Source organism: Mycobacterium sp. 2-64 (assembly GCF_035918375.1).
Classification (GTDB): Bacteria; Actinomycetota; Actinomycetes; order Mycobacteriales; family Mycobacteriaceae; genus Mycobacterium; species Mycobacterium intracellulare.
Map to the genome: position 1 here is coordinate 5450038 of NZ_CP142361.1, position 22192 is coordinate 5472229.

Consider the following 22192-nt stretch of genomic DNA (forward strand, 5'->3'; position numbering starts at 1 on the left):
TTTCCCCTAGCCCTTGAACTCGAATTTCGGCGTCCAGCCCCAAATCATGACGGTCGTCATAATGTCGAGGACCATAATGGTGACGAGACTCGCGCGAATTGCGCGTCCGGAAGCCTGTCCGACCCCAACGGGTCCGCCCGACGCAAAATAACCGTAATAACAATGAATCAACGTTGCGGCGGCGCAGTAAATAATCGCCTTGGTGAGCGAATACGCAATGTCCGTCGGGGAGAGGAATTGAACGAAATAGTGATTGTATGTTCCGGCGGGTTGATTGTAGGAAACGCGAATCACCAGATCCGAGGTGAAGAAAGCAACCATCAACTCGAGCAGAAAGCCGGGTACCACACATATCATTCCGCCGACGAGACGCGTGCCCACGACGAACGGGATCGATCGCAGCCCCATCGACTCGGTGGCATCGATTTCGTCCGCGATCCGCATGGAGCCGATTTCGGCAGTCATCCGGCAGCCGGCTTGGGAGGCGAACGCGACGCCGGTGACCAGCGGTGCCATCTCCCGGACGTTTCCCCACCCGCCGATGATTCCGGACAGCGCGCCGAGGCCGATCAAGTTGAGCGTCGCATAGGCTTCGATGGCCACCATCGCGCCGATGGTCACACCAAGAATTGTCAGGATGCTGATCACGCCGCCGTCGACGACTATTGAACCCCGGCCCCACGCCAGGCTGTTCATCACTCGCACTGTTTCCCGTGAGTACCGCCGAACAGTAGTCGGTAGCAGCCACAGGGTCTGGGCGATGAACACCACCCATTGGCCCGCGGTCCTCAGTGTCCCATTAACGAGTCTGATCGGTCCCCGGCCAAAATTCAGATACTTTGACGGGACGGCGCGAGAGCCTGGCAGTATCGGCGGCGCCACTATGCCACCGCCATGGGGAAGAACATCGTCTCCAGCTGAGTGATCGCCAGATTGGCGGTCACGATGCAGACGACGTTGAGTACGACAGCGGCGTTGACTGCATCCGCGACACCGCGCGGTCCGCCCTTGGCCTCCATGCCCCGCATCGAGGAGATGATTGCGACAAACGCGGCGAAGGTGACGGTCTTGCCCATCGCAAACCAGACGTCGACCATCTTCGCAAACGAGCCGAATGACAGCCAGAAGCTTCCGGGCGTCACGTCATTGACGGTGACCGAGATCGTGAAGGCTGCTGCCACGCCGGATGCGATGACGATGGTGCACAAGATCGGCGCGATGAGGACCAGGGCCAGAAAGCGCGGCACGACCAGACGCTGCACCGGATCGATACCGAGTGTTCTCAGTGCGTCGAGTTCCTCGCGGATCGCTCTGGCCCCGAAGTCGGCAGCGATCGCCGAGGCCGCGGCGCCACCCATCAGCAAACCCGCGGTCATCGGTGCGCCCTGACGAACCACACCCACGCCAATTGCCGACCCGATAAGTGAGTTTGCCCCTACCTCGTTGACGAGGCCGGACACCTGGACAGCGATCATCGCGCCGAAGGGCACCGCCATCAGCACCGCTGGAACTGCCGTCACCTTGAGCAGGGTCCAGGCCTGCACGATGAGCTCACCGACGGGCAACCGCATCGAAATTGTGTCGATGACGGCATACCGCAAGACCGCGGCCGCCATCAGTACAGCGCGACCCGTGGTCGCCGTGCTGCGCGCCGGAATCGTGCCGACTCGCGATGCAGCCTTGGCGACGCTAGCGCCGGGCTGCGTCAGTACCGCGCGCCAGCCATCCGGCGGGGCGCCGTTCCCGAAAGGTGCGTGATGCAGGGCGCCGTTCCCGAAAGGTGCGTGATGCAGGGCGCCGCGGTGCCCGCTGTCGCCGTTTGCTGACCCGGCGTGCGTAGTCGCCGCCGTCGGCGTCTCTGTCGCCATCGAAAACTCGCCTCCTCCCCGTCGCGCTGACCACTGTCGTTGCCTTGTGCTCCGGCTCACAACGCTGCTCCTGAGGCAAGGTACACCACATCGGAGCATTTTTGAACACAGTCTCAAAAATTCTCGATAGAACTTCCAAGGGACCAGACGGCGCGACGCCGACACACCTGCAGCGGTTCCCGAGTCGTCCCGCAAGACGAAGTAAGACTGAAGGTCAGCCGCGTTGATTCCGTTGACCGGCAAGGAAATTCGCGTGACTCGGGGCTCAGCGCGGACATGGGTGTCATTGACGGCGCCGATCGCGTCACCCGTTGGCCGCCTCGGACAGGATGCCTCATTGCGGCGCCCGACAGGCCGCGGCGCCACCCCCCTACGCCCTTGCGGGCGGACTTACCGGCTGCTTGCAGGTCCAGGCGCGGCATACCCCTACTCCACATATGACAGCCCTTAGAGGCACCGCCGTGCCACCGCGAACGCTCACTGTAACGGCTGTCACAGTAGCCGTCCGCCAACGCAGTTGTCAAATAGTCGGCATCACCGTAACCTGGCGTCCGGTGGCGTCGAAGTTATGGCAGGAATGGACAGGTCCGCACGCGTTCCTAACATCGCCATGTCTCCCTATGGTCGGTGACCCGGCGCTTGTGTCCGGACCGTTCTGGACTTCACCAAGCGCACGGTGACTCCCGGGTAGGGGAGTTAATCAGCTCGACAACATCCCGCTTGGTGGTGGGGGACTTGCCATTTCGGGTGAACGGCGATACTTCGGAGAATCCGCGCCGCAGGCAAGCGGCCGAGAGGTTTCGGTGTCGGTAATCCACGGCCCCGAGAGGAGCGTGACGGCCCTGCGTGCATCACGGGCGCGGTTCCGGCCCCGGCCAGCAGCTCGGTGATTTCTGTTGGCAGATTGACGCCACCGCCCAAGGCCAAACGCCGGAGCCCGTCGAGGCATCGGGGTCGTACACCGTACGGCGAAACTATCTGTCTCTGTTCGAATTCCGGACCACCTCAGGTGAGGTGAGATGTCTGACCGCCAGCCGGCTTGACCCCGGTTTAGGTCAGGTACGAGAAGTCGCCCGCGGTAATCATCCATGGCAGCACGTCGGCGACGACCAAACCCGACTTGATCGCCGGGTCGTTTTCCGCGATGCGGGAAGCCTCAGCCGCGTCGATGCGGGGACTGAGGACCATCAGGCCACCAGCGCCTTCGGCCAGCAGCGGTCCACTCAGCAGGATCGCCCCCGCCGCTTCGAGTTGCTGGACGTAGGCAAAGTGTTCGGCGACGCCGTCCTGTTCGGTGGGCGCGACCTCAGGTCGAAAGTTCGGGCCTGGGAGGTGCCTGATTACGAACAGAGTTGGACGGTTGTCAAACTGGTCGGCCATTGCTTTCATACCTTTCGCTACCCAAGCCGGGGCGCTCACCATCGGCAGTGGCGCACCACTCGACAGACGATGCTACGTTTGCGTTGATAAATCAACTACATCGTAGATCTGCCAACGATTGTTGCTCAACTGCTCGGTGGCCGGGTTGTGGCCGAGCCGGGTGATCAATTCAGGCGGCGGCATCGGCCGCGAAAACGCCGACGGCGCAGAGCTTGTCGCCGAATCAAGTCGGTGCGCGATCCCGCGGTGGAGCCCGATTTGATGACTCAGTCCGTAAGTGGTCCCACGCCGTCACCCGCGCTCGTGCTCTAGATCGAGCTCGGCGGCAAAATCCGCAGCCTCGAGGCGACGCTTGATCGTACTTAAGAAACGGCCGGCATCGGCGCCATCCACCAGTCGATGGTCATAGGTCATTGACAGGTAGCAGACCGACCGCACGCCGATTGACTCGTTGCCGATCGCGTCGAGCACCACCCTGGGTTCCTTGCGGATCACTCCGGTGGCCAGGATCGCCGCCTGGGGTTGCACCAGGATCGGCGTGTCAAACAGCCCACCCTCGCTGCCAATGTTGGTGATGGTGAAGGTTCCACCCGACAATTCGTTTGGAGCCAGGTCGCCAGAACGCGCCCGCGCGGCAACGTCGACGATTGCCCGCGCCAACCCGCCAAGCGAGAGGTCACCGGCATTGGACACCACAGGCGCCAGCAGTCCTCTCGCCGTATCGACGGCGAAACCAAGGTGTTCGGCGTCATGGTAGGTGATGGTTTTGGACTTCTCGTCATAGCTGGCATTGATGTTGGGATGGGCTTTCAACGCATCGATCGCGGCGGTCGCAATGAACGGAAGGAACGTCAAGTTGACTCCTTCCCGCTCGGCGAAGGATTTTTTTGCCCGCGCCCGAAGCGCCGCGATCGCCGTCATGTCGACCTCGTGGGTCTGCGTCAATTGCGCTGTGGTCAAGAGTGATTCGTGGGTCTTTGCGGCGGTGAGCTGGCGGATCCTGCTGGCCTTTTGGACCGTGCCGCGCACCGGCGCATCGGCACGCGTTGATGAGATTTGCTGACTGCGGTCTGCTGGGTGCGTGTGTCCGGCAGTGGAGCGCCCGTCCACCGGTGCCGGCGCGGGCGGTGCGGCGGGCTCGGGGGTGGGCTCCGGGGCGAGCCTGGCTGCCGGCTCAGCACCGGGCGCGGGGTCGTCACGGGGCTCAGCGTCCGCCACGAACTGCGGTGCCGGCTCTCGTGCCGTCTGAGCTTCTCGTTGGGATTGTGGCGGCGCCTCTGATGCTCGCGGCGGCGCGGATGAAAGTGTCCGAGCCGCGCCGATCTTGCCCAGCTCGGCACCGACTGGGACGACCTGGTCTGCAGCGGCGGTGATGGCCAACAGCGTCCCCGCACCCGGTGACGGGATCTCCGTATCGACCTTGTCGGTGGACACTTCTACGAGCGCCTCATTCACTTCCACGTAGTCGCCGACGTCCTTCAGCCAGCGAGTCACCGTGCCCTCGGTGATCGACTCGCCCAGCTCGGGCATCGTCACCGACAACGTCTCAGCGTCCCCGCTGGCGGCCTGTTCTGCGGCGTCGAGTTCCGATCCGGACTGCCTGTCGGGAGCGGGCCCCCGGACGGGTTCGGGGGGCGCACCGACATGAGTCGGCGGCGGCCGGTCGTCGACCATTACGTCGGTGGGTGCGGAATCAGCTTCGCCGATGAGCGCCAGATCGCTACCCACCGCGACGGTTTCATCCTCGTGCGCGAGGATCTCTGTGAGCACGCCCGCCGCCGGGGAGGGTATTTCGGTGTCGACTTTGTCTGTCGACACCTCCAGCAGAGGCTCGTCGAGGGCGACGGTGTCCCCCTCCTGTTTAAGCCACCGGGTCACTGTCCCTTCCGTGACGCTCTCGCCGAGCGTCGGCATTTGGACGGTGATGGCCATGTGGCGACTCCTTGAGTCAGAGCAGCTGCGAACGACATGAGTTTACACATACGACTGATAGTTGACTGTAGCGTTGATTCGATCACTGGCGCGACATCGGCTTGCGGTTCGGAGACACCCGACGCATGGCTGTTCACCGCCCCGCAGGATGACCCGATGGGTGCCGCGCGTCTTCGGCGAGCGTGGCGTGGGGTCTCTTGGCGCACCGCGCGTCCGGATCTCCGAAGATTAAGCGTTTCACCAATTAAGATGGTTCGATGGCGAAAGCGACAGAGACCGCGTCGGGTTCCGGGGCGCGTGAGGCAACCCGGGACGGCAATGTGCAGTCCCAGCCGGCGGTCAGCATGCGCAAAGAGCTAGTCGAAAACCAGATGTACGAAACCGCGGCCAAGCTTTTCGCCGAGCGCGGCTTCGCCGGCACCAGTCTCCAAGATATCGCCGACGCCATGGGCATCACCCGTCCGGCTCTTTACTACTACGTCAAGAGCAAGGAAGATCTGCTCTCCAGGCTCGTCACCGAGATCACGGCGGGAAACACGGCGCAGATCCTGCGGGTGACAAACAATAAGACGATCGACCCTGTGCAGAAACTGTCCGAGGTCGCCTATCTGATGGCGCATAACCGTGCCCTGCACCCCACGCGCTTCTTACTGCTGGCTCGTTCCGAAGCCGAATTGCCCGAAGATCTGGCGAAGGTTCACGAGACCACCAAGCGCAAGATGTTGCGCAACCTCATCGAAGTCATCCAAGCTGGCATTGACGCAGGCCAGTTTCGCCCGGTGAATCCGCGGATCGCCGCGTTGGCCGTGATCGGTATGTGCAACTGGGTAGCGTGGTGGTTCCACGAAGACGACGCGGCCAGCGCTGAGCAGGTCGCCACCGACGTCGCCGACATGGCAGTGGCGAGCGTGCTGCAGGCGGAGAACCGGGTGACAGCGGCGACTGGACCCCGAGCCGCGTTGTCGCTGCTCCGTCAGGATGTCGCCTACCTCGAGCGCTTGCTCGACGATGCCGACAAGAAGCGCTGATCCCCTACCGGCCGAGCAAGCCCCGCCAGCACCGGTGCGGTTCGCGATTGGCCGCCGTCAAGCTTGCCCGGACGACAGTGGAGATTCCTGCTGCCACTGCGATCTGAGCGAAGCCATACGTTCCCAGAAGACTTCTCGACCGCTCCTGGCGTCGAGTCGACGAGCCCACAACGCGGCGAAGAGTGCGTCGTACGCCTCCATCGACGCATCGATGATCGCTTGGTCGTCGCCGCGCTGAAGCATAAGGCCCTCCGATAAGAGAGCCCATGCAACGCCGAGTTGGATCACCGAGTCCGGGGTATCGCCCTGATCTTCTTGCAGGACGTGGTGCACGCCCGCGCGAATGACAGCGGCCATATCCGCCAGGACCGGTGATTGAAGGCTGTAGGCGCGCAGAATCTTGTCGAAAGTCGTGCCGTCGTGATCATGCATCCCCAACGCTGCGCCCGGAAGTGCGAACGGTGTGGCGTCTTCGGGCCACGGCCCGTCGGCGTCGACAAAGAGAAATTGCGCCTCCGGATCCACGAAGCGTTTGATGAGCCACGGCGAGGCGACACGATCGAGGTGCACCGTCTGGCGCGTGACCCATTTCATCGACGATTACCTTTCGTCGGCGAGCAATGTCGCGATCTCTTCGCGAAGAATCGCCTTGTTCACTTTGTGGATGTTGGTCAGCGGGAGTTCAGTTCGGATCTCAAGGCGCTCAGGCCATTTGAACTTTGCCACGCCCCGATCCGAAAGGAATTGCTTGATGGTCTCGAGCTCGATTGCCTCGGATCCCTGACGTAAAACCACGAAGGCGCAGGCTCGCTCGCCTAAACGCGAGTCGGGCATCGCCACCAGTGCCGCACGCTCGATGCGCTCGTGCCTGAGTAGTAACAGCTCGACCTCTTCGGCGTTGATCTTCTCGCCACCCCGATTGATCAGGTCCTTTATCCGGTCCTCGAGTCGGTAGTAGGACTTGTCGCCGTCGGGAATCTCTGTGACGATGTCGCCCGTACGGTAGAAGCCGTCGGAAGTGAAGGCTTCGGCGTTGCGTTCCGGAGCAGCGAAATAACCGCGGATGGTGTATGGACCCCTGGCGCACAGCTCCCCCGATGTTCCCGGCGGTACCTGTCGCTCATTGCCGGGTTCGAGTACCCGCACTTCGTCCCCGGGAGAGATTGGGGTTCCCTGTGTTCCGTGCCGGATCTCCGCCGATGCGTCGCGTGGCGAGAACATGCACAGGCCCTCGCCCATACCGAACATCTGGATGACCTTGCACGCTCCGGTCTCGTACTCGTCGATCACTGCGCTGGGCACTGAGCGGTCGGCCCAGGCGACCGTGCGCAGCCCCGCCAGGGCCGCCCGCAGCCGCGTATCAGCCTCGATGACACGCGCGATCGGTCGCGTCATCAGCATGTGGGTGATAGTTACAGTCGACGCCAACCGCAGGAAGGCCGCGGTATCCGGCGGGCTGGTGGCAAAACACGCCCCGACTGAATGTGCCGCGTGAAGGGCACACACGATGCCGGCATTGTGGATCAACGGAAGCAGATGCACGGCAACGCTGGTCGAGTCCATGTTCATCGCGTCGCCCCACTGAGCGGCGTTGTACCAGTACTCGGTGCTCAGGCGCGGAATGAGTTTGGGGACACTCGTTGTTCCGCCGGAGAGTTGTAGCACCGCCAGACTCTCCGGGGAGAGTTGGCGTTGCACCTGCTCTATGGTGAGGCGTCGCTGCTGAGCCGTAGATTCGTTGGCTTCGGCCAGCGATTCGATCGAAAGTTCGTCCGCGGCAGGTGCGGTCGTTCCGACCGTGAGCTTGATGCGCAGGCTCGGTTGTGCGTGTGCGATTTCTGTTGCGAGGCTGCGCAAATCATGACCGGCGAACCCGGGCTCGTACAGGTGCGCGGCCGGCGCACACTGCCCGGCGATCGCACTGATTTCGTGCCAACGATGCTGGGCCAGCGTCGCAACCGGAACGAGGCCGGCTTTCAGCACGCCGTACCAGCCCAGTACGGCCCAGACGTGATTGGTCGTCTGGAACAAGACACGCTCGCCGGGCTTCAGACCCGCCTGAAGCAAGCCGGTCGCAATTCGATCGGTGAGATCTCCCAGCTCGGCGTAGGTCAAGCTGACACCGGGATCGACCACAGCGAGCCGATCGGAAAAGCGTTCGACAGACTCCTGCAACTCCTGACACAGCGTCCGAGGCCTCCAGAACCCGGCTGCCCGATAGCGTGCGGCCAACGAATCAGGATAGGGAGTTACCTTGTCCGCGATGTCCACGTCTTCCGTCCCGATCATCGCGAAGCCCGTTCGCTGGCCCAAGTGGTTATCTTGTGTCCCGCCAACGGCATACCGTCAGGCTCACCGTCGGCGAGCGGTCGACCGAAGTGGTCGGCGCGAATCGGATGATGGGTCACGTCATCAGACGCTGCACTCGCCATCGCCTCGCTGATGTCGCTGGGGAACACCGAGCAGTCACCCGTGAACTCGATGATGAGTACTGGCACGGATACACCCGCCAGGGAGCGGGCCACCGATGCGTTGGCCGACAGACCAGACCAGGTCGACAGCCAGGCCTCGGGTGTGGTCAGCCGACCGAACCCGTTGACGCCGTAATTTGACACTGACGGCTTGGCGCTGATCACTGAACCGTAGGGCCGCTCGGATTTGTCGAGCCGCAGGTCCGTACAGCGGAGGTCCGCGTCGGTGCGGTAGGTGGTGATGACCGGGGTGAGGATGCTGCGGCGCTTATCCGCGCGAGTAGCGGTACCGGCCTTGATCTTCTTGCGGGCCGATAGCTGCTCGGCAATCAGTTCGCGCGCCCGCGCGTCGATGCGGGCCACCCGCTCTGCCTGTGCATCCCGGTAGGCGATAACAAAAGCCTTCGAATACTGTGAGCCGCCCTCTTCAGCGGTTCCAAAGCCATTGGCAGGATCGAAGGGATCCAGGGCCGGATCGACCGAGAAAGGATCGGCTTCGTCGGTAACCGATGGGTCGATGGCCGCTTGCAAGAGTTTGCCTTGGCCGGGATGCGGAGCGATGAGCACCAGGCCGTCGGGTGCAGGCATCGGCGCATCCCCGAGCTTCGTTGGCGCGCCGCCCGGGGTACGTGAGATTCGCGAATCCGGTTGCGCTTCTGCTTGTTCGGCGTAGTACGAGTAGAGGCCGCCGCCTCCCGAATGGCCGATCAGGAAGATGCGTTCAAAGCCTTCCCGCCGCAGCCACTCCATCGCAGCGGCCACGTCGAGTAACGCGTTTTCGTGCACAAGCCGCAGATCGTTGCCGACATCGCGCCCCACCTGTGCCCATACCGCGCTCCCCGATCTCAGCAACTCGGGGATCAGCGGGTGTTGACGAAGGTCTTGACGTGGATGCATCAGGCAGAACACGGTGCGTGCGCGCGCAGGCGGTTGATACAGCGTTCCGCGGGTGACTTCGCCGTCGAAGGTAATCAGGGTTTCCGAACGCGCGGATACGCCATCGGGGAGGCGTGCGGGCCAAAAGTCGATCGCGAGCGCCGCGCGGCCCCTGCCCGAGGGTTGATAGCCGGCCGGTGCCGGCGCATGCCCGGTGGTGGTTTGAGTCATCTGTCCCTACCTAGTGCTGCTATTACGTCGGTGTTGCCGTATTGCTCAGTGCTTCAGCTAATTTGGGAAGCAGGCGGACAGATCGGAGACCGGACCCATCGACAGCGGCCTGAACCTGCTTCACACGCACGATCACCGCCGGGTTCGTTTCGCCGACCTTGGTGAATTCGGAACGAAAGGTGACCGATCGCTCGGAGAGCGTGTCGACCGACAATGTGGCCTGCACTCGATCATCGAGCCGCAGCGCCGACGCATATTCCATTTCGCACCGCACGGCGGGCAGACCATACCCGTTGGCCAGCGCGTCAAAGGTTCCGCAGCCCACGTCGGCGAGCCAGGTGGAAACCAGCCGCTCGGCCCATAGCAGGGGGGCTCCGAAGTAGATAACCTGCGCCGCGTCGGTGTCGGCCATCACCACTCGGAATGAGCTCCGTGTCAACAGAGACGAGCTATCACGGGCCCGGTCTGACATAGACACGCGGAATTCGCTCCTCGCTGCGACGGCGGTGATCGGTGGGCCCGACAGATCAGAAGAACGGCACGTCCGGAGCCAGTCCGCAGCGGACCCGGCCGTGCAGTTCGGCATTTGTGCTGAAGACGAGGAATGAGTGCACCGTGAGCGCTTCGATGTCATCCACGATGCGGCCCATCGGATTCGACAGGGTCAGAGCGCTTGCGCCGGCGGCTTGGCGGATGACCTCGATCGCCTCACGGCTGCGGCGAAAGCACCAGGCTGCATCCGACCGGATTCGCACCCGGCTCGCCACATCGGCGAGGTTCTCAGAGACCTTCAAGGCAGTCTCGACGGCCCGCTCAGCATGGAAGCGCGCCTCGTCGATCTTCATGATCGCTTCATCCATCTGCAGATGCGTCACCACCGCGTCGGACTGCTTGGCGTAAGTCGTGTACGTGATACCACGCTTGTGAATTCGGGATGCGAACAAGTCCATTGCCGCCCTCGCCATTCCGAGTGGGGCACCGGTGGCTCCGGCAGTAAAGAACGGGATATGAGGCACCTTGAAGTAGCTATCGGAGGCCAGCGATTCAGAACGGGTCTCCGCCATGGCTGCAACCGCGATGGGCTGCACCATGTGCTCAGGAACGAACAAATCCTCAACCGAGAGCGTGTTGGATCCCGATCCGCGCAGACCGCTGACGTGCCAGTCGTCAGCGGCCACCATGTCGGAGCGTCGGATGATGAACGTGGCGGGCTCGGGATCTTGACCGTCGCGCACGATCATCGAGGCCATCAGGCCCCAGTCAGCGTGATGCTGGCCGCTGCAGAACCGCCACGAGGCCGTGATGCGATAGCCGCCATCGGTGGGAATGGCCTGCCCTGAGGGTGTGAAGTTCGAACACATCAAAGGCGCACCATCGGCAAACACCTCGTCGAGCGCCCGGTCCGGGAAGGTGCAGCTCATATAGATGCCGCCGTTGTAGATGCTGGTGACCCACGACGTTGATGCACACCCGCGCGCCAACTCTTCGCCGATCCTGATGAAGGTCGGTAGCGACACCTGGTAGCCGCCGCGTGATCGAGGCGTCGTCAGCTTGAACATGCCGGCGTCACGAAGCGCCTCGATGACCGTATCAGCTGGCCGGGTCAGTTGCGACGCTTCGTCGGCGTGCTCGGCGAGTAGCGCGGACAACTCCGCAGCCTTGGCGATCAGCTGCTCCTCTGTATCCGGTTCCAGGGCCTCGTCAGTGGTGGTCATTGCGGACACAGAATTCCTCCCAGGCGATGTTCTTGTGCGCGAGAATCGCTGTAATGCCAGTCACGTTAGGGGCACCCAACGCTATTGTCAAATAGTCGGCGTCACCGTAAGCTAACACCTGCCGGCTGGTGGCAACACCGAACAAGCAGCCGCGTCGCGAAACCAACCCGACATCAGGAGGCAGCGTTGTCACCGATCGGCATCGAGCGTGTCAACTACATCGCACTGAACGCTAAAAACCCGGAGACGGCCGCGGTATTCGCGGCTGAAAGGATGGGATTCTCGCTCGTCCACGCCGATCCTGACGGTACTCACTATCTCAGTGCGCACGGTGTCGATCGATACTCCCTGGTCTACACACCCGGCGACGATCACGGTCTGCACCACGTGAGTTATCTCGTGCACGATGCCAAGACACTGGACGCAGCGGTCAGCCGCTTGGAAGCGACGGGCGCCAAGGTATCCAAACTTGAATCGGCCGGGTGGGAGGGAGCGCCCGCGGTCAGGGTTTTGACGCCGGCCGGTCACTGTCTCGAGTTGACGACAGGCGTGAGCACTGCGATTCCGGTTGCCCATCTCATCGAGGCACCTGAGACCGGCGGGCCCGAACCCGTTGTCGCCGATCATCTCGGACTTGGAGCCACGGATTTCGAGGCCGAGGAAGCCTTCATGCTCGACACGCTCGGTCAGCTGTACTCCAGCCGCATCATGGGTCCTGGCGGAGTACAGGTGATGGGCTTCATGCGTTCCCCCGGCCGCTACCTTTATCACGATGTGGTGTTGGTGAGGACGCCGGCCACTGCGCTGCACCATTTGCAGTTCAGCATGAAGAATGTCGATTCCTTTTACGCCACCGCCGAAGCTCTGCAAGCCAACGATGTACGCATCGAATGGGGCCCGTTGCGGCACGGCCCAGGACACAACATCGCTCTTTACTTCCGCGACGCCGAGGGCTACTGGTTCGAATACTCGGTGGAAGAGGAGATCATCCTCCACGACCCGACCTACGTGCCGCGCACGTGGACGGTCGCCGATTCACACGCCGTCGATGAATGGAACACCGGCGCACCCCCTGCCGAGTTGATGGGTCCGCCCCCACCCGATGCGTTGCTGGGAGCGGATCTCAACGAGACCTTCGCAGTCACCGACAGCTGATACCGGCGCGGCGGGTCTTCGTCGTGGTCTTGATCAGAGGAGTTTTACATGAGTGCGCTCACAGTGGGTTTCATCGGCGTGGGCCGGCTGGGCTTGCCCTTGGCAAAGGGGTTGCTTGACAACGGGTTTCGTGTCATCTCCACCAAGCGCGGCCGATCCGAGGAATTGATTGCCGCCGGCGGTGCTGTTGCAGGCGACGGCTCGCCCCGCGACGTGGCCGAAGCCGCCGACGTCATCGTGACCTGCATGCCGTCCGCAGCGGCGTTTCAGGACGTCATCGACGGCCCAGACGGAATTCTTCGAGCCAGTGCAGTCCCAACCGTCATCGAGTGCAGCACCCTGCCCTTGGATGTCAAGCAAGGCGCGCGAAAGCTGTTGATCGACAGGCGTTCTCAATTTATCGATGCGCCAGTGAGCGGTACGCCACCGATGGTGGCTATGAAGATCGCGATGATCTATGCCAGCGGCGACCGCGACGCGTACCTCACTTACGAAGCGGTACTGCAGGCCATGTGCCCCAAGGTCACCTATGTCGGGACCGAATTCAACGGTTCGAAGATCAAGTTCGTCGCCCAGTTCTTGGCGACCATCCATGTCACGGCCGCCGTCGAGGCGATGGTGTATGCCCAACGTGCCGGTCTCGATCTCAGCCAGGTCGCCGAACTCATCTCGGCGAGCCCCGGCGCCACCTCGGGGCAGTTTCAGATTCGCGCCCCGATGATCGCCGCCGGTAACTTCGACGCAACACTTGTCACAGTCGACATGACATTGAAGGATGTCGACGAGGTCATTGCGTTCGCCCGAGAAATCGGTGCTCCCACTGATTTGTCGCAGATCGTCGCAGATCGCTATCACCGGCTCAGCGATGCAGGCCACGGCAACGCTGAGCCGGCGGCGCTGTTCCGCGCTCTGTGTGACGGCGAACAATGACCGCCTCCCGACGGTTCGCCGACGATCGAGGCGAGCGAGGATGAGGCTCGTCCGTGCACACGGTGGTGCCACCGGCCTGATACTCGAGGCCGATGGGCGCCTCGAGGTACTCGACATCGCTGCAGCCGGCGAGACGCTGCGCGCTGCGAAGCCCCACATCGCCGACGGGATTCAGGCTTTGTTTGATGACAAGCGGCAGAGCTGGCTGCCGATGATCGAGCGGTGGACCGAGGCGCGCGAGACGTTTCGGTTGCTTGCCGAGCATGCCTTAGGGTGCTGGGACAGCAGTACTCATGATCTCCCGCTGACACCCCTGAATGAGTTGGAGCTCGAACCCCCGTTGCCCGATCCGGGCTCTCGGATCTTTGCAATGGGCGGTAACTTTCCGGCCCACGCCTCGAAGATGTCCGGAGTGCTGAATCTGCCGGAGTCCGTGACGAATTCAGCTGCCCACGATGCGCCGCCCTGGGGGTTCTACGTGATTCCCGGCACGGTGGTCGGACCGAACCACACGATCGTACCTCCGGCAGGAACCAAATACCTGGACTACGAAGCTGAAGTGGCCGTGGTGCTCGGCAGCGATGCGCGCGACGAGCTATCCGCTCGTTGCTGGGGATATACAGCATGGAACGACTTCAGTATCCGCGACACAGCCCTCGGCGCTGCACAAACTGACCATGGACCCTTGACCTGGTCGTTGACTAAGAACTTCCGCACCGGGAATAGCTGCGGGCCCTGGATGGTCGTCGACTACCCGCCCGTCGACAATCTTTCGATCACCTGTCATGTCAACGACGAGTTACGACAGTCGGGCAGCACCGCGCAGATGGCCCATTCGTTTGGCCGAATCGCCAGCTATATCAGCGAATTCGTTCCGCTGAGCGCTGGCGACATGATTCTGTCCGGGACACCCGCCGGCACCGCGATCGAAGGCGGAGTTAATGGCGCATTCCTGCAGGCCGGCGATCACGTTGATGTTCGGATCGATGGGGTCGACACGTTGCGCAACGTGATCGGCGCCGGTGACTGATCGTCTTCGCTTGATCGGAAGCCTCTTCCCATCACCTGCACAAATCTTCTGACGGAGGCATAGAGACACCATGCTCGTAAAGATCATCGGCGGTGGGCCCGCCGGCGCATTAACCGCCAGGTTAGCAGCCTCGCGTCACCCCGACTGGACGATCGAGGTTTTCGAAAGGCTGCCGCCCGATGATACTTTCGGATTTGGCGTCGGTCTGACCAGGGCTCTGTTGCACGCCGTGCAAGTAGCCGATCCGGTCGTCTTTGATCGGCTGATGGCGGCTACCTTCCCCTTCTCTTCCGCCAGCTTCCGCCTTCCCCAGGGCACAACGCAATTCGGGCAATTCCATAGCGGTGCCATCAGGCGTTCGGAACTGCTCCGGATACTGCTCGAGAGTGCCGCTGAGGCCGGCGCCGACGTCAACATCGGCAAGAGCGTCCATGTCGACGATCTAACGGAAGAAGCCGACATCGTCGTCGGAGCCGACGGGCTATCGAGCTCAACCCGCGCACGATTCGCGCCGCAGCTGGGCGTCCACCAGTCCAACGGCCGCGGCGCCTTCATCTGGTGCGCCGCTGACATCGAGTTGGACGGCACAGTCTTTCATCCGGTGCAGACGTCGGCTGGGACTTTTGTGGCGCATGCCTACCCCTATGCCCCCGGTCTTTCGACGTTCGTCATCGAAGCCAGCGTTGACACGCTGGAGCGCGCCGGGTTCGTCAACCGCACGTGGGAATCGGAATCCTCCTCCGATGAGGAGTCTTTGAACTATCTGTCCGAGGCCTTCGGCGCGTTGCTCAAGGGCGGCCACTTCTTCGGCAACCGCTCACGTTGGACGCACTTCACCACGTTGGCATGTGACCGTTGGTCCTACCGCAATGTCGTGCTGTTGGGTGACGCGGTGGCAACCGTGCACCCGTCGCTCGGCTCGGGCACCAAGGTGGCCCTCGAAAGTGCCATCGCACTTGTCGACTACCTGGACACTGTTGAGGGCCAGCCCGTCTCTGATGCCCTGGCCGGGTTCAGTCGAAGTCGGCGGCCCAGTGTCGCGCGCCTGCAAGAGCGAGCGGCACGCAGCCAACTCTGGTGGGAGTCCTTTTCCCAGCGGTTGCACCTCTCGCCATCGCGCGTGGCAGTGGCCTATCTCAGTCGCGCCGGCGTGGTGTCGCTGGACAGCCTGGCTAAGACAGAGCCGGCGTTGGCGGCCAACGCAATTGCGGACTTCGCGGACGTTCCTGTCAACGATGTACCCGATTCCAACTTGACAGATTGGGTTTTGAGTCTCCCGCTGCATACTGAGGCGATCAAGCTTGACGACCGCAGATTGCCGCCGCCGTCCGGACACGACGCTGCTTCGGGCATCGCGACGATCGAGGTCAACTCCGGGGATGCATGGGGGCCGCATGGCGAAGACTATCTAGATCTGGCACGCGAATACTTGCAGTCCGGCGCCACCGTTATCGCGTTGCACGGGGGCGACACCCGCTCCGATGTGATGGATCGGTTGGCTGTCGCGGAGCGCATCCGCATCGAAACGGGCAGCGTCGTCGCCGTCCGAGCTCGACGAGACCACCAAGACATCGTCGCCGACGGCATTGTCTCTGGGCGAACAGACCTCATTCAACTCGAAGGAGTAAGGAGCCGTCCCGTGTCGAAGTTCAACAGCAATTCTCTGCTGCCCGAAGGATCGGTGCTGGCGATGGTCAAGGCGGCGGTCAACGCGGCGCGCGAGCTCGAGGCGCCGTCGGGCGTGGCAATCGTGGACGCTACGGGTCTGTTGCGAGCCTGGGTGCTGATGGACGGCGCCACCCGGCTCGCCGTGGAAATCGTGCCGAAAAAAGCACGCACTGCCGCGTTCAGCGGCCTACCCACCGGTGATGTGCCGGCCGAAATCTCAGCCCAGCTCGCCACGGCGTCGCAAACATTCGTCGCGTTGCCTGGCGGGTTGCCGATCGTCATCGACGGCGCCATCGTCGGTGGAATCGCCGCCGGAGGTGAGTCGGCGGAAAACGATGTCGCGATCGCTCAGGCCGGGCTCGACGTCCTGGCAACGCTTTAACCGGGTCGATCTAGCTCGGGCTCATCGCAAGGCATCGGGTACGTTTTCCTCGGCGACGCATGGGCTGGGCCGCTCGTAAAGTTTCAGCGATGCGGGGAACACGCGCCTGAGCGGTTGCCGCCCTCAGCCGACAACCGCGGCCGTTTCTGCCCGTGGGGTACTGACGATCGCGGATTCCCATCACCAGACCGGCGAAACCACTTGCTATTACACGTCGCCGACACACCGCCGCTCCCCGGCACCCTTCGAAGGTACCCCGGCTGCGGTCAACTCCCAATGCCGACGTCGCACCGACAACAGCTGAGGCTGGCCCGTCATCAACACCCCTGACTACGAAGTGTTGCAATCACCCCATGAGTCCAAGCCGCCGCCGATCGTAGTGTTCACCGACCCTGACCGGTAGCCATGACTGGCCACGTCATCCACCAGGCGGTGACGCGTCGATGCGGGGGTTGGCCTTATCTGTAGCGACGGCCATCAAAGGCCGGTCAAACGGCGCTAGTTGGGGCCGGATCGATATTCTTGTTGTATCGCAGCATGTTCTGCGGATCCCATTTGATCTTCGCATCGACTAGGCGGCGATATTTCTCGGGTGATCCCCACGCACCTTTGCGCCACGCGGAGCCCAGGTCGGTTGTGAGATTGATGTAGCAGTTATCCCTGAACTCAGGCCGCAGTTCAGCATCGAGGGCGTCAGCCCACGCCATGAACGTGGCGTCGTCGGACGGGTCATCCCATTGCGTCGCCACTTCCCAGAACCAGGTGGCGCCCTCTCGGGAGAAAGCGCAGGAATCTTCCTCGAAGTCGTCGCTGATCGCACCGCCGAGTGCCCAAAGGTTCTGCACGGTGCTGGGCGTCGGAGGTGCCGTGGGAGCAGGGGCGATCCCCGCGTGCTTGATGGTCGCGTCGATCGCACTGTCGGACAGCTCGCTCAGGTACCCGCCCTTGGTGTACACACGTCGCCCGTATGGCGCGATAACGTCGAGCATCGAATTGGCTGCGGGCCACGGAACCGGTTGCACAGCAACGGTAGCCGGCCTACCCAAACTTGCCAGTTGTGCCATCACCCGATCGGAGTCGCTTTGTGGACCGGTGAACACCACGACGAACATCAGAACGTCAGTGCCGTGTGCTTCGACCGGCACCGGCGGCAGGGGGGGACACTGGGTGAGGGCAGCAATCAGCGCCAATTCCCTTGGCGCCGTGGGCATATACTCGCGGACAGACTGGAGGACCTCGGATGCCTGATCCAGCGAGAACGGGATCATGCCGGCTGACACCATCTGCGGTATGGGATGGGCCTGGAACTCGAAGTTGACCACCACGCCGAAGTTGCCGCCTCCACCGCGAACCGCCCAGAACAAGTCTGGGTTCTCGTCGGCGCTCGCACGTACTAGGCGCCCGTCGGTCGTGACGATGTCGCATGCGAGAAGGCTGTCTACCGTCGCGCCGCGGGCGCGCATGTTGTAGCCCACGCCTCCGCCGATTGTGAGCCCGGCGACCCCGGTGGTGCTCACCGTCCCGGCAGGCACCACTAGACCATATTCGGCGAGCGCTCCATCCATCTCGCCCAGTAGCACACCGGCGCCGAGTCGCACCCGACGCGAGTCGGGTTCGACGGAGATCTGCTTGAACTCACTGAGGTCAACTACCAGTGCATCGTCGGGCATCGCGCTTCCGTCCACCCCGTGCCCGCCGGCCCGGATCGCAAGACCGCGGCCCTGCTCGGCAGCGAATCGCACGGCGGCGATGACGTCGTCGGCGTCCAAAGCACGTGCGATAGCCGATGGCTGTTGATCGCTCATCCGCGTGTTGTAAATGGCGCGCGATCGCACGAACATTTCGTCGCCGGGCGTATATACCGGTCCCCGAAAGTTGGAAAGGCCTTTCAACACAGGCACCGACATGTCACTCCTCCGAAATGTAATCGCGGTTGATTGCCAAAGAGCTGCCGAGGTGCAAGTTGTTCTCTCGTCAGATCGATTTCTCGCCGGTCGTCACTCCGGCTGGATATGCAGCTGGTCGCTGTCGAACTGGGTCACCTTGCCGTTGCTCAGTGCGCCGATCGCGCTGAACCAGACTGCGCGTCGCGCACGCGCTTTCTTTCGGTCGATGATCAACGAGCCTTCACTGCTGATCTCGACGTAGTGGCCGATCACCCGCGCATGGTCGGCGACGGCGCTGCCCTCGTCGATGACGGGCTTGAATTCGGGCGCGTTGAGCACATACAGGCGGATCACCGAATGAGCTCCGCGGCCGGCGAGATATCCTCGCTGTGTTTCAGGATAAGCTCGGCTTTGCGCGCCCACAGCGCCGCCAGCGAAGGCTTTTCCGACGACGCCACCACATCGAGCAAAGCTCGCACGGTCAATTCGGCATCATCATCGTCGGCAACGGTGGTCGCCCTCGTGGGATAGGTGAATTCGACGAGATACCCGTTGGGGTCATGGGTGTAGATCGACTCGATCGTCTCGTGCTTGACCCGCATTTCGACACGCCAGTCGTTGGACTGCATACGGCGTTGGTATTCCTCGAGGACGTCAACCGAATCCACATGGATCGCCAAGTGACGGGAATCTCGGAAGAACCCAGGAATTTCCGGGCCGTGGGTGGCGTACGCGTCGCCGTCGGGACTGAACCGCTCCACCCCGAAGTAATAGAAGAACGCGATTCGATCGCCTTTGCCGATGTCGAAGAAGAAGTGTACGAAATCCGGGTGGTCCGCCGGACCCCAGCCCACTGCGCAGACCGAGTGCACGATCGGAAAACCCAAGATGTCGTGGTAGAAGCGGACGGTGCCTGCGGGGTCGAACGTCGGGAATGCCGCATGGTCAACGCCGCGCGCCAAGTGCTCAAGCCCCGTGGGCGTGCTGTCAGCCACGTGTTCCACCTTCCTCGATCCAGGTGCTGCTGTCGTCCAGCCTAGGCGGCACTGGACCGCTCGTCAACACCATCGTCAACTATTGGTCTTATCCGTAAAACCCGGTGTGCGCTTATCCGTCGACGATGACCGCTTTGGTGGGGCACAGCTTTTGTGCGAATTCGACTTCTCCTCGCATGCTCTCGGGGGGGCTTTCCAGTACGACGTGTGCGATTTCGTCGGAGTCCGCCATGTCGAAGACCTGCGGTGCTGCGCTTACGCACTGCCCGTGGCCTTCACAGAGTCCGGTCTCGATCCTCACCTTCATGGTCACGACTTGAACACCGCGGGAAGCGATGGGATCGCCGCGGTTTCGGTCCCGCGGAACTCGTAAACCGCAGCCGCGGGATCGACCAGGGCGATATCGGGGGCCCGCGTCAGAAGCTCTTCGAGCGCCACCTTCATCTGCATGCGGGCAATGGGCGCTCCGGGGCAGGCGTGGATGCCGAAGCCGAAAGTCAGGTGCCTGTTACGTCGAGACTGCTTGCGGTCCAGGGAAAAAGCATCGGGGTCGTCGTAGACCTTCGGATCACGGTTGGCCGCAGCCCAGCACAACAGCACCGACTCGTTCTCGGCAATGTCGGCGTCACCAATGGTCGCCGGCTTGACCGCACGGCGGAATAACCCGAAGAAGGGGGGGTGGAGACGCAGTGTCTCTTCGATGGCTACGGGAATCAGGTCGTGGTCGGCAGAGAGCCGAGCTTTCACTTCGGGTGCCGATAGAACGTCGCACAGCAGACTTGACAGAGCCGCCACGGTGGTGCCGTGACCGGCCACGAGGAAACTACTCATGGTCATGGCGATCTGCTCGACACTGAGCAACTCGCCATCAATCTCGGCGGTAGACAACTCGGTGAGGAAGTCGTCGCGCGGCTGGTCGCGTCGCGCGAGGACCTCTTCGACACCCAATTGAGCCAGGGCCATGAAAGTGGCCCCCGCAAGCTCTTGGTCGCCCAGGCTTCCCACCATCTCTAGTGCCTTCGCGCGGACGGCATCCCGCTTCTCGGCGTCGAAGCCGAGAAAGTGACACAGCGCCAACAAGGGCAACTCCTCGGCGAAATCCGCGACGAGATCGAAGGAGCCACTCTCACGCAGCCGGTCGATCAGTGTGATGACATCGGCCCGGACAAGAGGTTCTATCTGGGCGGCGGTCTCGTTGTTCAATATCCGGCTGAACAGCTCGCGCCATGAGGTGTGTTCGGGTGGATCCTGCTCCAGCGGTGGAAAGGCGGGGCGTTCGGCGAACGGGCGCGTCACGCTCGGTGACGATGCGTAGGTCTTCCAGTCACCCTGGACAGCCTTGACGTCGTCGTAGTTCAGCAGGAGCCGGAAGCCACCTTGCTTGTCACTGCGACCGACAGGGCAGGCTTCCCTGGCTTCCGCAAACAGTTCATAAGCGAGTTCAGGGGTGGTCTCGTCTGAGGAGAAATTGCGGAGTTTCTCGATGAGGTCTTCGTGGGACGCGGACAACGGGGGTGGCCTTTCACTCGAATTACTGGGTCGCTGGGTTCAGATATCGATAGTCAATTTTGTGCCGAGGCAGCGTGATACGCAGATCATCATCGACTCGTTCGACGCGCGCTCCTGAGGGCTGAGAAACGAGTCCCGATGGTCTGGTAGGCCTTCGAGAACATCTACCTCGCAGGTGCCGCAGGTGCCTTCCATGCATGAGCTGAGCAGCTCGAGTCCGGCTTCTTGGGCGACTTCGAGAATGGATTTACCGGGAGGCACGGTAAGAGTGAGATCTGAAGTACTGCAATAGACTTCGAATGCCGACTCGGGCTCGAGTATCGCGTTCTGCCTGGGCGCGAAGCGTTCGACGTGCAGTGTCACGTCGTCTCGGGTCTCGCAAATTTGCTCCGTGGCTTCGATCATCGGCTCCGGGCCGCAGCAGTACACCGCCGTCCCCGACTCTAGCTCAGCACATATAGCTTGGGGGTCAAGCAGGCCCTCTTCGTCTTCAGGGCGGCTCACGACTCTGGTTCCGTAACTGGAGAGCTCGGCGAGAAAGGGCATCGCTGCGCGTGTCCGCCCGCCATAGTACAACTGCCAGTTCGCGCCTCGGCGCGCAAGCTCGGCCATCATGGGTAGCAGCGGCGTGATGCCTATGCCGCCGGCGAGAAAGACATATCGTGGAGCGTCGCTGACGAGCGGAAAGCCATTCCGCGGGCCGCGGACAGTCAGCACCGACCCCTCAGTCACTTGGTCGTGCAGTCGAATGGATCCCCCTCGGCCGTCGGGCACTCGACGCACCGCAATCTGCCATCGGCGAACGTCGTCGGGGTCTCCGCACAGTGAGTACTGGCGAACGGTTGCCTCGTCGATGATCACATCGACGTGTGATCCCGGAGTCCAGATTGGCAGCGGCCCGCTGTCTTCGGCTCGTAAGGTGAGCTTGATGACGTCGGCAGCGGCGTGCTCGACGCTCTCGACGGTCATTTCTGCAACGGCCTCGCCCCCGGGTGGCGCGGCCGCACCCGTGGGGGTCCGTGAGGTGTGGGTCACAGTCATTGAAGCGATAGTAAACTATTCGACGTTGCCGTAGCAATGCATTGGGCTATGCGGGCGTCGAACAGCGACGGGGCCGCCAGGAGGTGGCCGTGGGT

20 protein-coding genes and 1 pseudogene are annotated in these 22192 nt (G+C 62.5%); 5 read left to right on the top strand and 16 right to left on the bottom strand.

Annotated elements, in window-relative coordinates:
• Window positions 1-6 precede the first annotated feature (6 nt).
• The 4 genes from QGN31_RS25620 to QGN31_RS25640 all read right to left on the bottom strand — a co-directional run bounded on the left by QGN31_RS25620 (window position 7) and on the right by QGN31_RS25640 (window position 5180).
• The gene (locus QGN31_RS25620; protein WP_014941000.1) at window positions 7-771 is read right to left on the bottom strand and encodes an ABC transporter permease; all 765 of its coding nucleotides are present in this window, start codon (window positions 769-771) and stop codon (window positions 7-9) included.
• Window positions 772-881: 110 nt separating this feature from the next.
• Entirely contained in the window at window positions 882-1868 is a 987-nt protein-coding gene (locus QGN31_RS25625) for an MlaE family ABC transporter permease (RefSeq protein WP_043954238.1), read from the bottom strand.
• Between the two features lie 1050 nt (window positions 1869-2918).
• Entirely contained in the window at window positions 2919-3248 is a 330-nt protein-coding gene (locus QGN31_RS25635) for a YciI family protein (protein WP_014940998.1), read from the bottom strand.
• Window positions 3249-3539: 291 nt separating this feature from the next.
• Window positions 3540-5180, bottom strand: a complete 1641-nt coding sequence (locus QGN31_RS25640) for a 2-oxo acid dehydrogenase subunit E2 (protein ID WP_014940996.1) — start codon at window positions 5178-5180, stop codon at window positions 3540-3542.
• A gap of 257 nt (window positions 5181-5437) precedes the next feature.
• Here QGN31_RS25640 and QGN31_RS25645 point away from each other — a divergent pair, with 257 nt between their 5' ends.
• On the top strand, window positions 5438-6208 hold the full coding sequence (locus tag QGN31_RS25645) for a TetR/AcrR family transcriptional regulator (RefSeq protein ID WP_139811232.1): 771 nt from the start codon (window positions 5438-5440) through the stop codon (window positions 6206-6208).
• Window positions 6209-6265: 57 nt separating this feature from the next.
• On the opposite strand, the gene QGN31_RS25650 is transcribed toward QGN31_RS25645, so the two are convergent.
• The 5 genes from QGN31_RS25650 to QGN31_RS25670 all read right to left on the bottom strand — a co-directional run bounded on the left by QGN31_RS25650 (window position 6266) and on the right by QGN31_RS25670 (window position 11501).
• Window positions 6266-6802 carry a chromate resistance protein ChrB domain-containing protein gene (locus tag QGN31_RS25650; protein WP_014940994.1) on the bottom strand — a complete coding sequence of 179 codons (537 nt, stop codon included), beginning with the start codon at window positions 6800-6802 and terminating at the stop codon, window positions 6266-6268.
• A 6-nt stretch (window positions 6803-6808) separates the two neighbouring features.
• Entirely contained in the window at window positions 6809-8521 is a 1713-nt protein-coding gene (locus QGN31_RS25655) for an AMP-binding protein (RefSeq protein WP_014940993.1), read from the bottom strand.
• Window positions 8494-9786: an alpha/beta hydrolase gene (locus QGN31_RS25660; RefSeq protein WP_014940992.1), complete on the bottom strand. Its 1293-nt coding sequence runs from the start codon at window positions 9784-9786 to the stop codon at window positions 8494-8496. The genes QGN31_RS25655 and QGN31_RS25660 overlap by 28 nt, the downstream gene beginning before the upstream one ends.
• A gap of 22 nt (window positions 9787-9808) precedes the next feature.
• A complete protein-coding gene (locus QGN31_RS25665) occupies window positions 9809-10198 on the bottom strand; it encodes an acyl-CoA thioesterase (RefSeq protein WP_139811233.1) in 390 nt (129 codons plus the stop codon).
• A gap of 115 nt (window positions 10199-10313) precedes the next feature.
• Window positions 10314-11501, bottom strand: coding sequence for an acyl-CoA dehydrogenase family protein (locus tag QGN31_RS25670; RefSeq protein WP_014940990.1), 1188 nt, complete (start codon window positions 11499-11501; stop codon window positions 10314-10316).
• Between the two features lie 186 nt (window positions 11502-11687).
• Here QGN31_RS25670 and QGN31_RS25675 point away from each other — a divergent pair, with 186 nt between their 5' ends.
• From QGN31_RS25675 to QGN31_RS25690, 4 genes are all read left to right on the top strand, one after another.
• A complete protein-coding gene (locus QGN31_RS25675) occupies window positions 11688-12656 on the top strand; it encodes a VOC family protein (protein WP_014940989.1) in 969 nt (322 codons plus the stop codon).
• 48 nt (window positions 12657-12704) lie between these two features.
• On the top strand, window positions 12705-13586 hold the full coding sequence (locus tag QGN31_RS25680; protein ID WP_014940988.1) for an NAD(P)-dependent oxidoreductase: 882 nt from the start codon (window positions 12705-12707) through the stop codon (window positions 13584-13586).
• Window positions 13587-13626: 40 nt separating this feature from the next.
• Window positions 13627-14616 (top strand): fumarylacetoacetate hydrolase family protein, encoded by a 990-nt coding sequence (locus QGN31_RS25685; protein WP_014940987.1) that lies wholly within the window; start codon window positions 13627-13629, stop codon window positions 14614-14616.
• A gap of 70 nt (window positions 14617-14686) precedes the next feature.
• Window positions 14687-16666, top strand: coding sequence for a heme-binding protein (locus QGN31_RS25690; protein WP_014940986.1), 1980 nt, complete (start codon window positions 14687-14689; stop codon window positions 16664-16666).
• Between the two features lie 122 nt (window positions 16667-16788).
• Here the strand turns inward: QGN31_RS25690 and QGN31_RS26395 are convergent.
• From QGN31_RS26395 to QGN31_RS25715, 7 genes and pseudogenes are all read right to left on the bottom strand, one after another.
• A pseudogene (locus tag QGN31_RS26395) lies at window positions 16789-16984 on the bottom strand (IS30 family transposase); the annotation flags it as partial.
• 170 nt (window positions 16985-17154) lie between these two features.
• Window positions 17155-18573, bottom strand: coding sequence for an FAD-binding oxidoreductase (locus tag QGN31_RS25695; protein ID WP_014940985.1), 1419 nt, complete (start codon window positions 18571-18573; stop codon window positions 17155-17157).
• A 90-nt stretch (window positions 18574-18663) separates the two neighbouring features.
• Entirely contained in the window at window positions 18664-18906 is a 243-nt protein-coding gene (locus QGN31_RS25700) for a hypothetical protein (protein ID WP_014940984.1), read from the bottom strand.
• A complete protein-coding gene (locus tag QGN31_RS25705) occupies window positions 18903-19556 on the bottom strand; it encodes a VOC family protein (RefSeq protein ID WP_043954233.1) in 654 nt (217 codons plus the stop codon). Before QGN31_RS25705 ends, QGN31_RS25700 begins: the two co-directional genes overlap by 4 nt.
• A gap of 103 nt (window positions 19557-19659) precedes the next feature.
• Window positions 19660-19854: a ferredoxin gene (locus QGN31_RS26400; protein ID WP_083862977.1), complete on the bottom strand. Its 195-nt coding sequence runs from the start codon at window positions 19852-19854 to the stop codon at window positions 19660-19662.
• 2 nt (window positions 19855-19856) lie between these two features.
• Window positions 19857-21056: a cytochrome P450 gene (locus QGN31_RS25710; RefSeq protein WP_014940981.1), complete on the bottom strand. Its 1200-nt coding sequence runs from the start codon at window positions 21054-21056 to the stop codon at window positions 19857-19859.
• 39 nt (window positions 21057-21095) lie between these two features.
• Window positions 21096-22025, bottom strand: a complete 930-nt coding sequence (locus tag QGN31_RS25715) for a PDR/VanB family oxidoreductase (protein WP_014940980.1) — start codon at window positions 22023-22025, stop codon at window positions 21096-21098.
• Window positions 22026-22192: the final 167 nt, after the last annotated feature.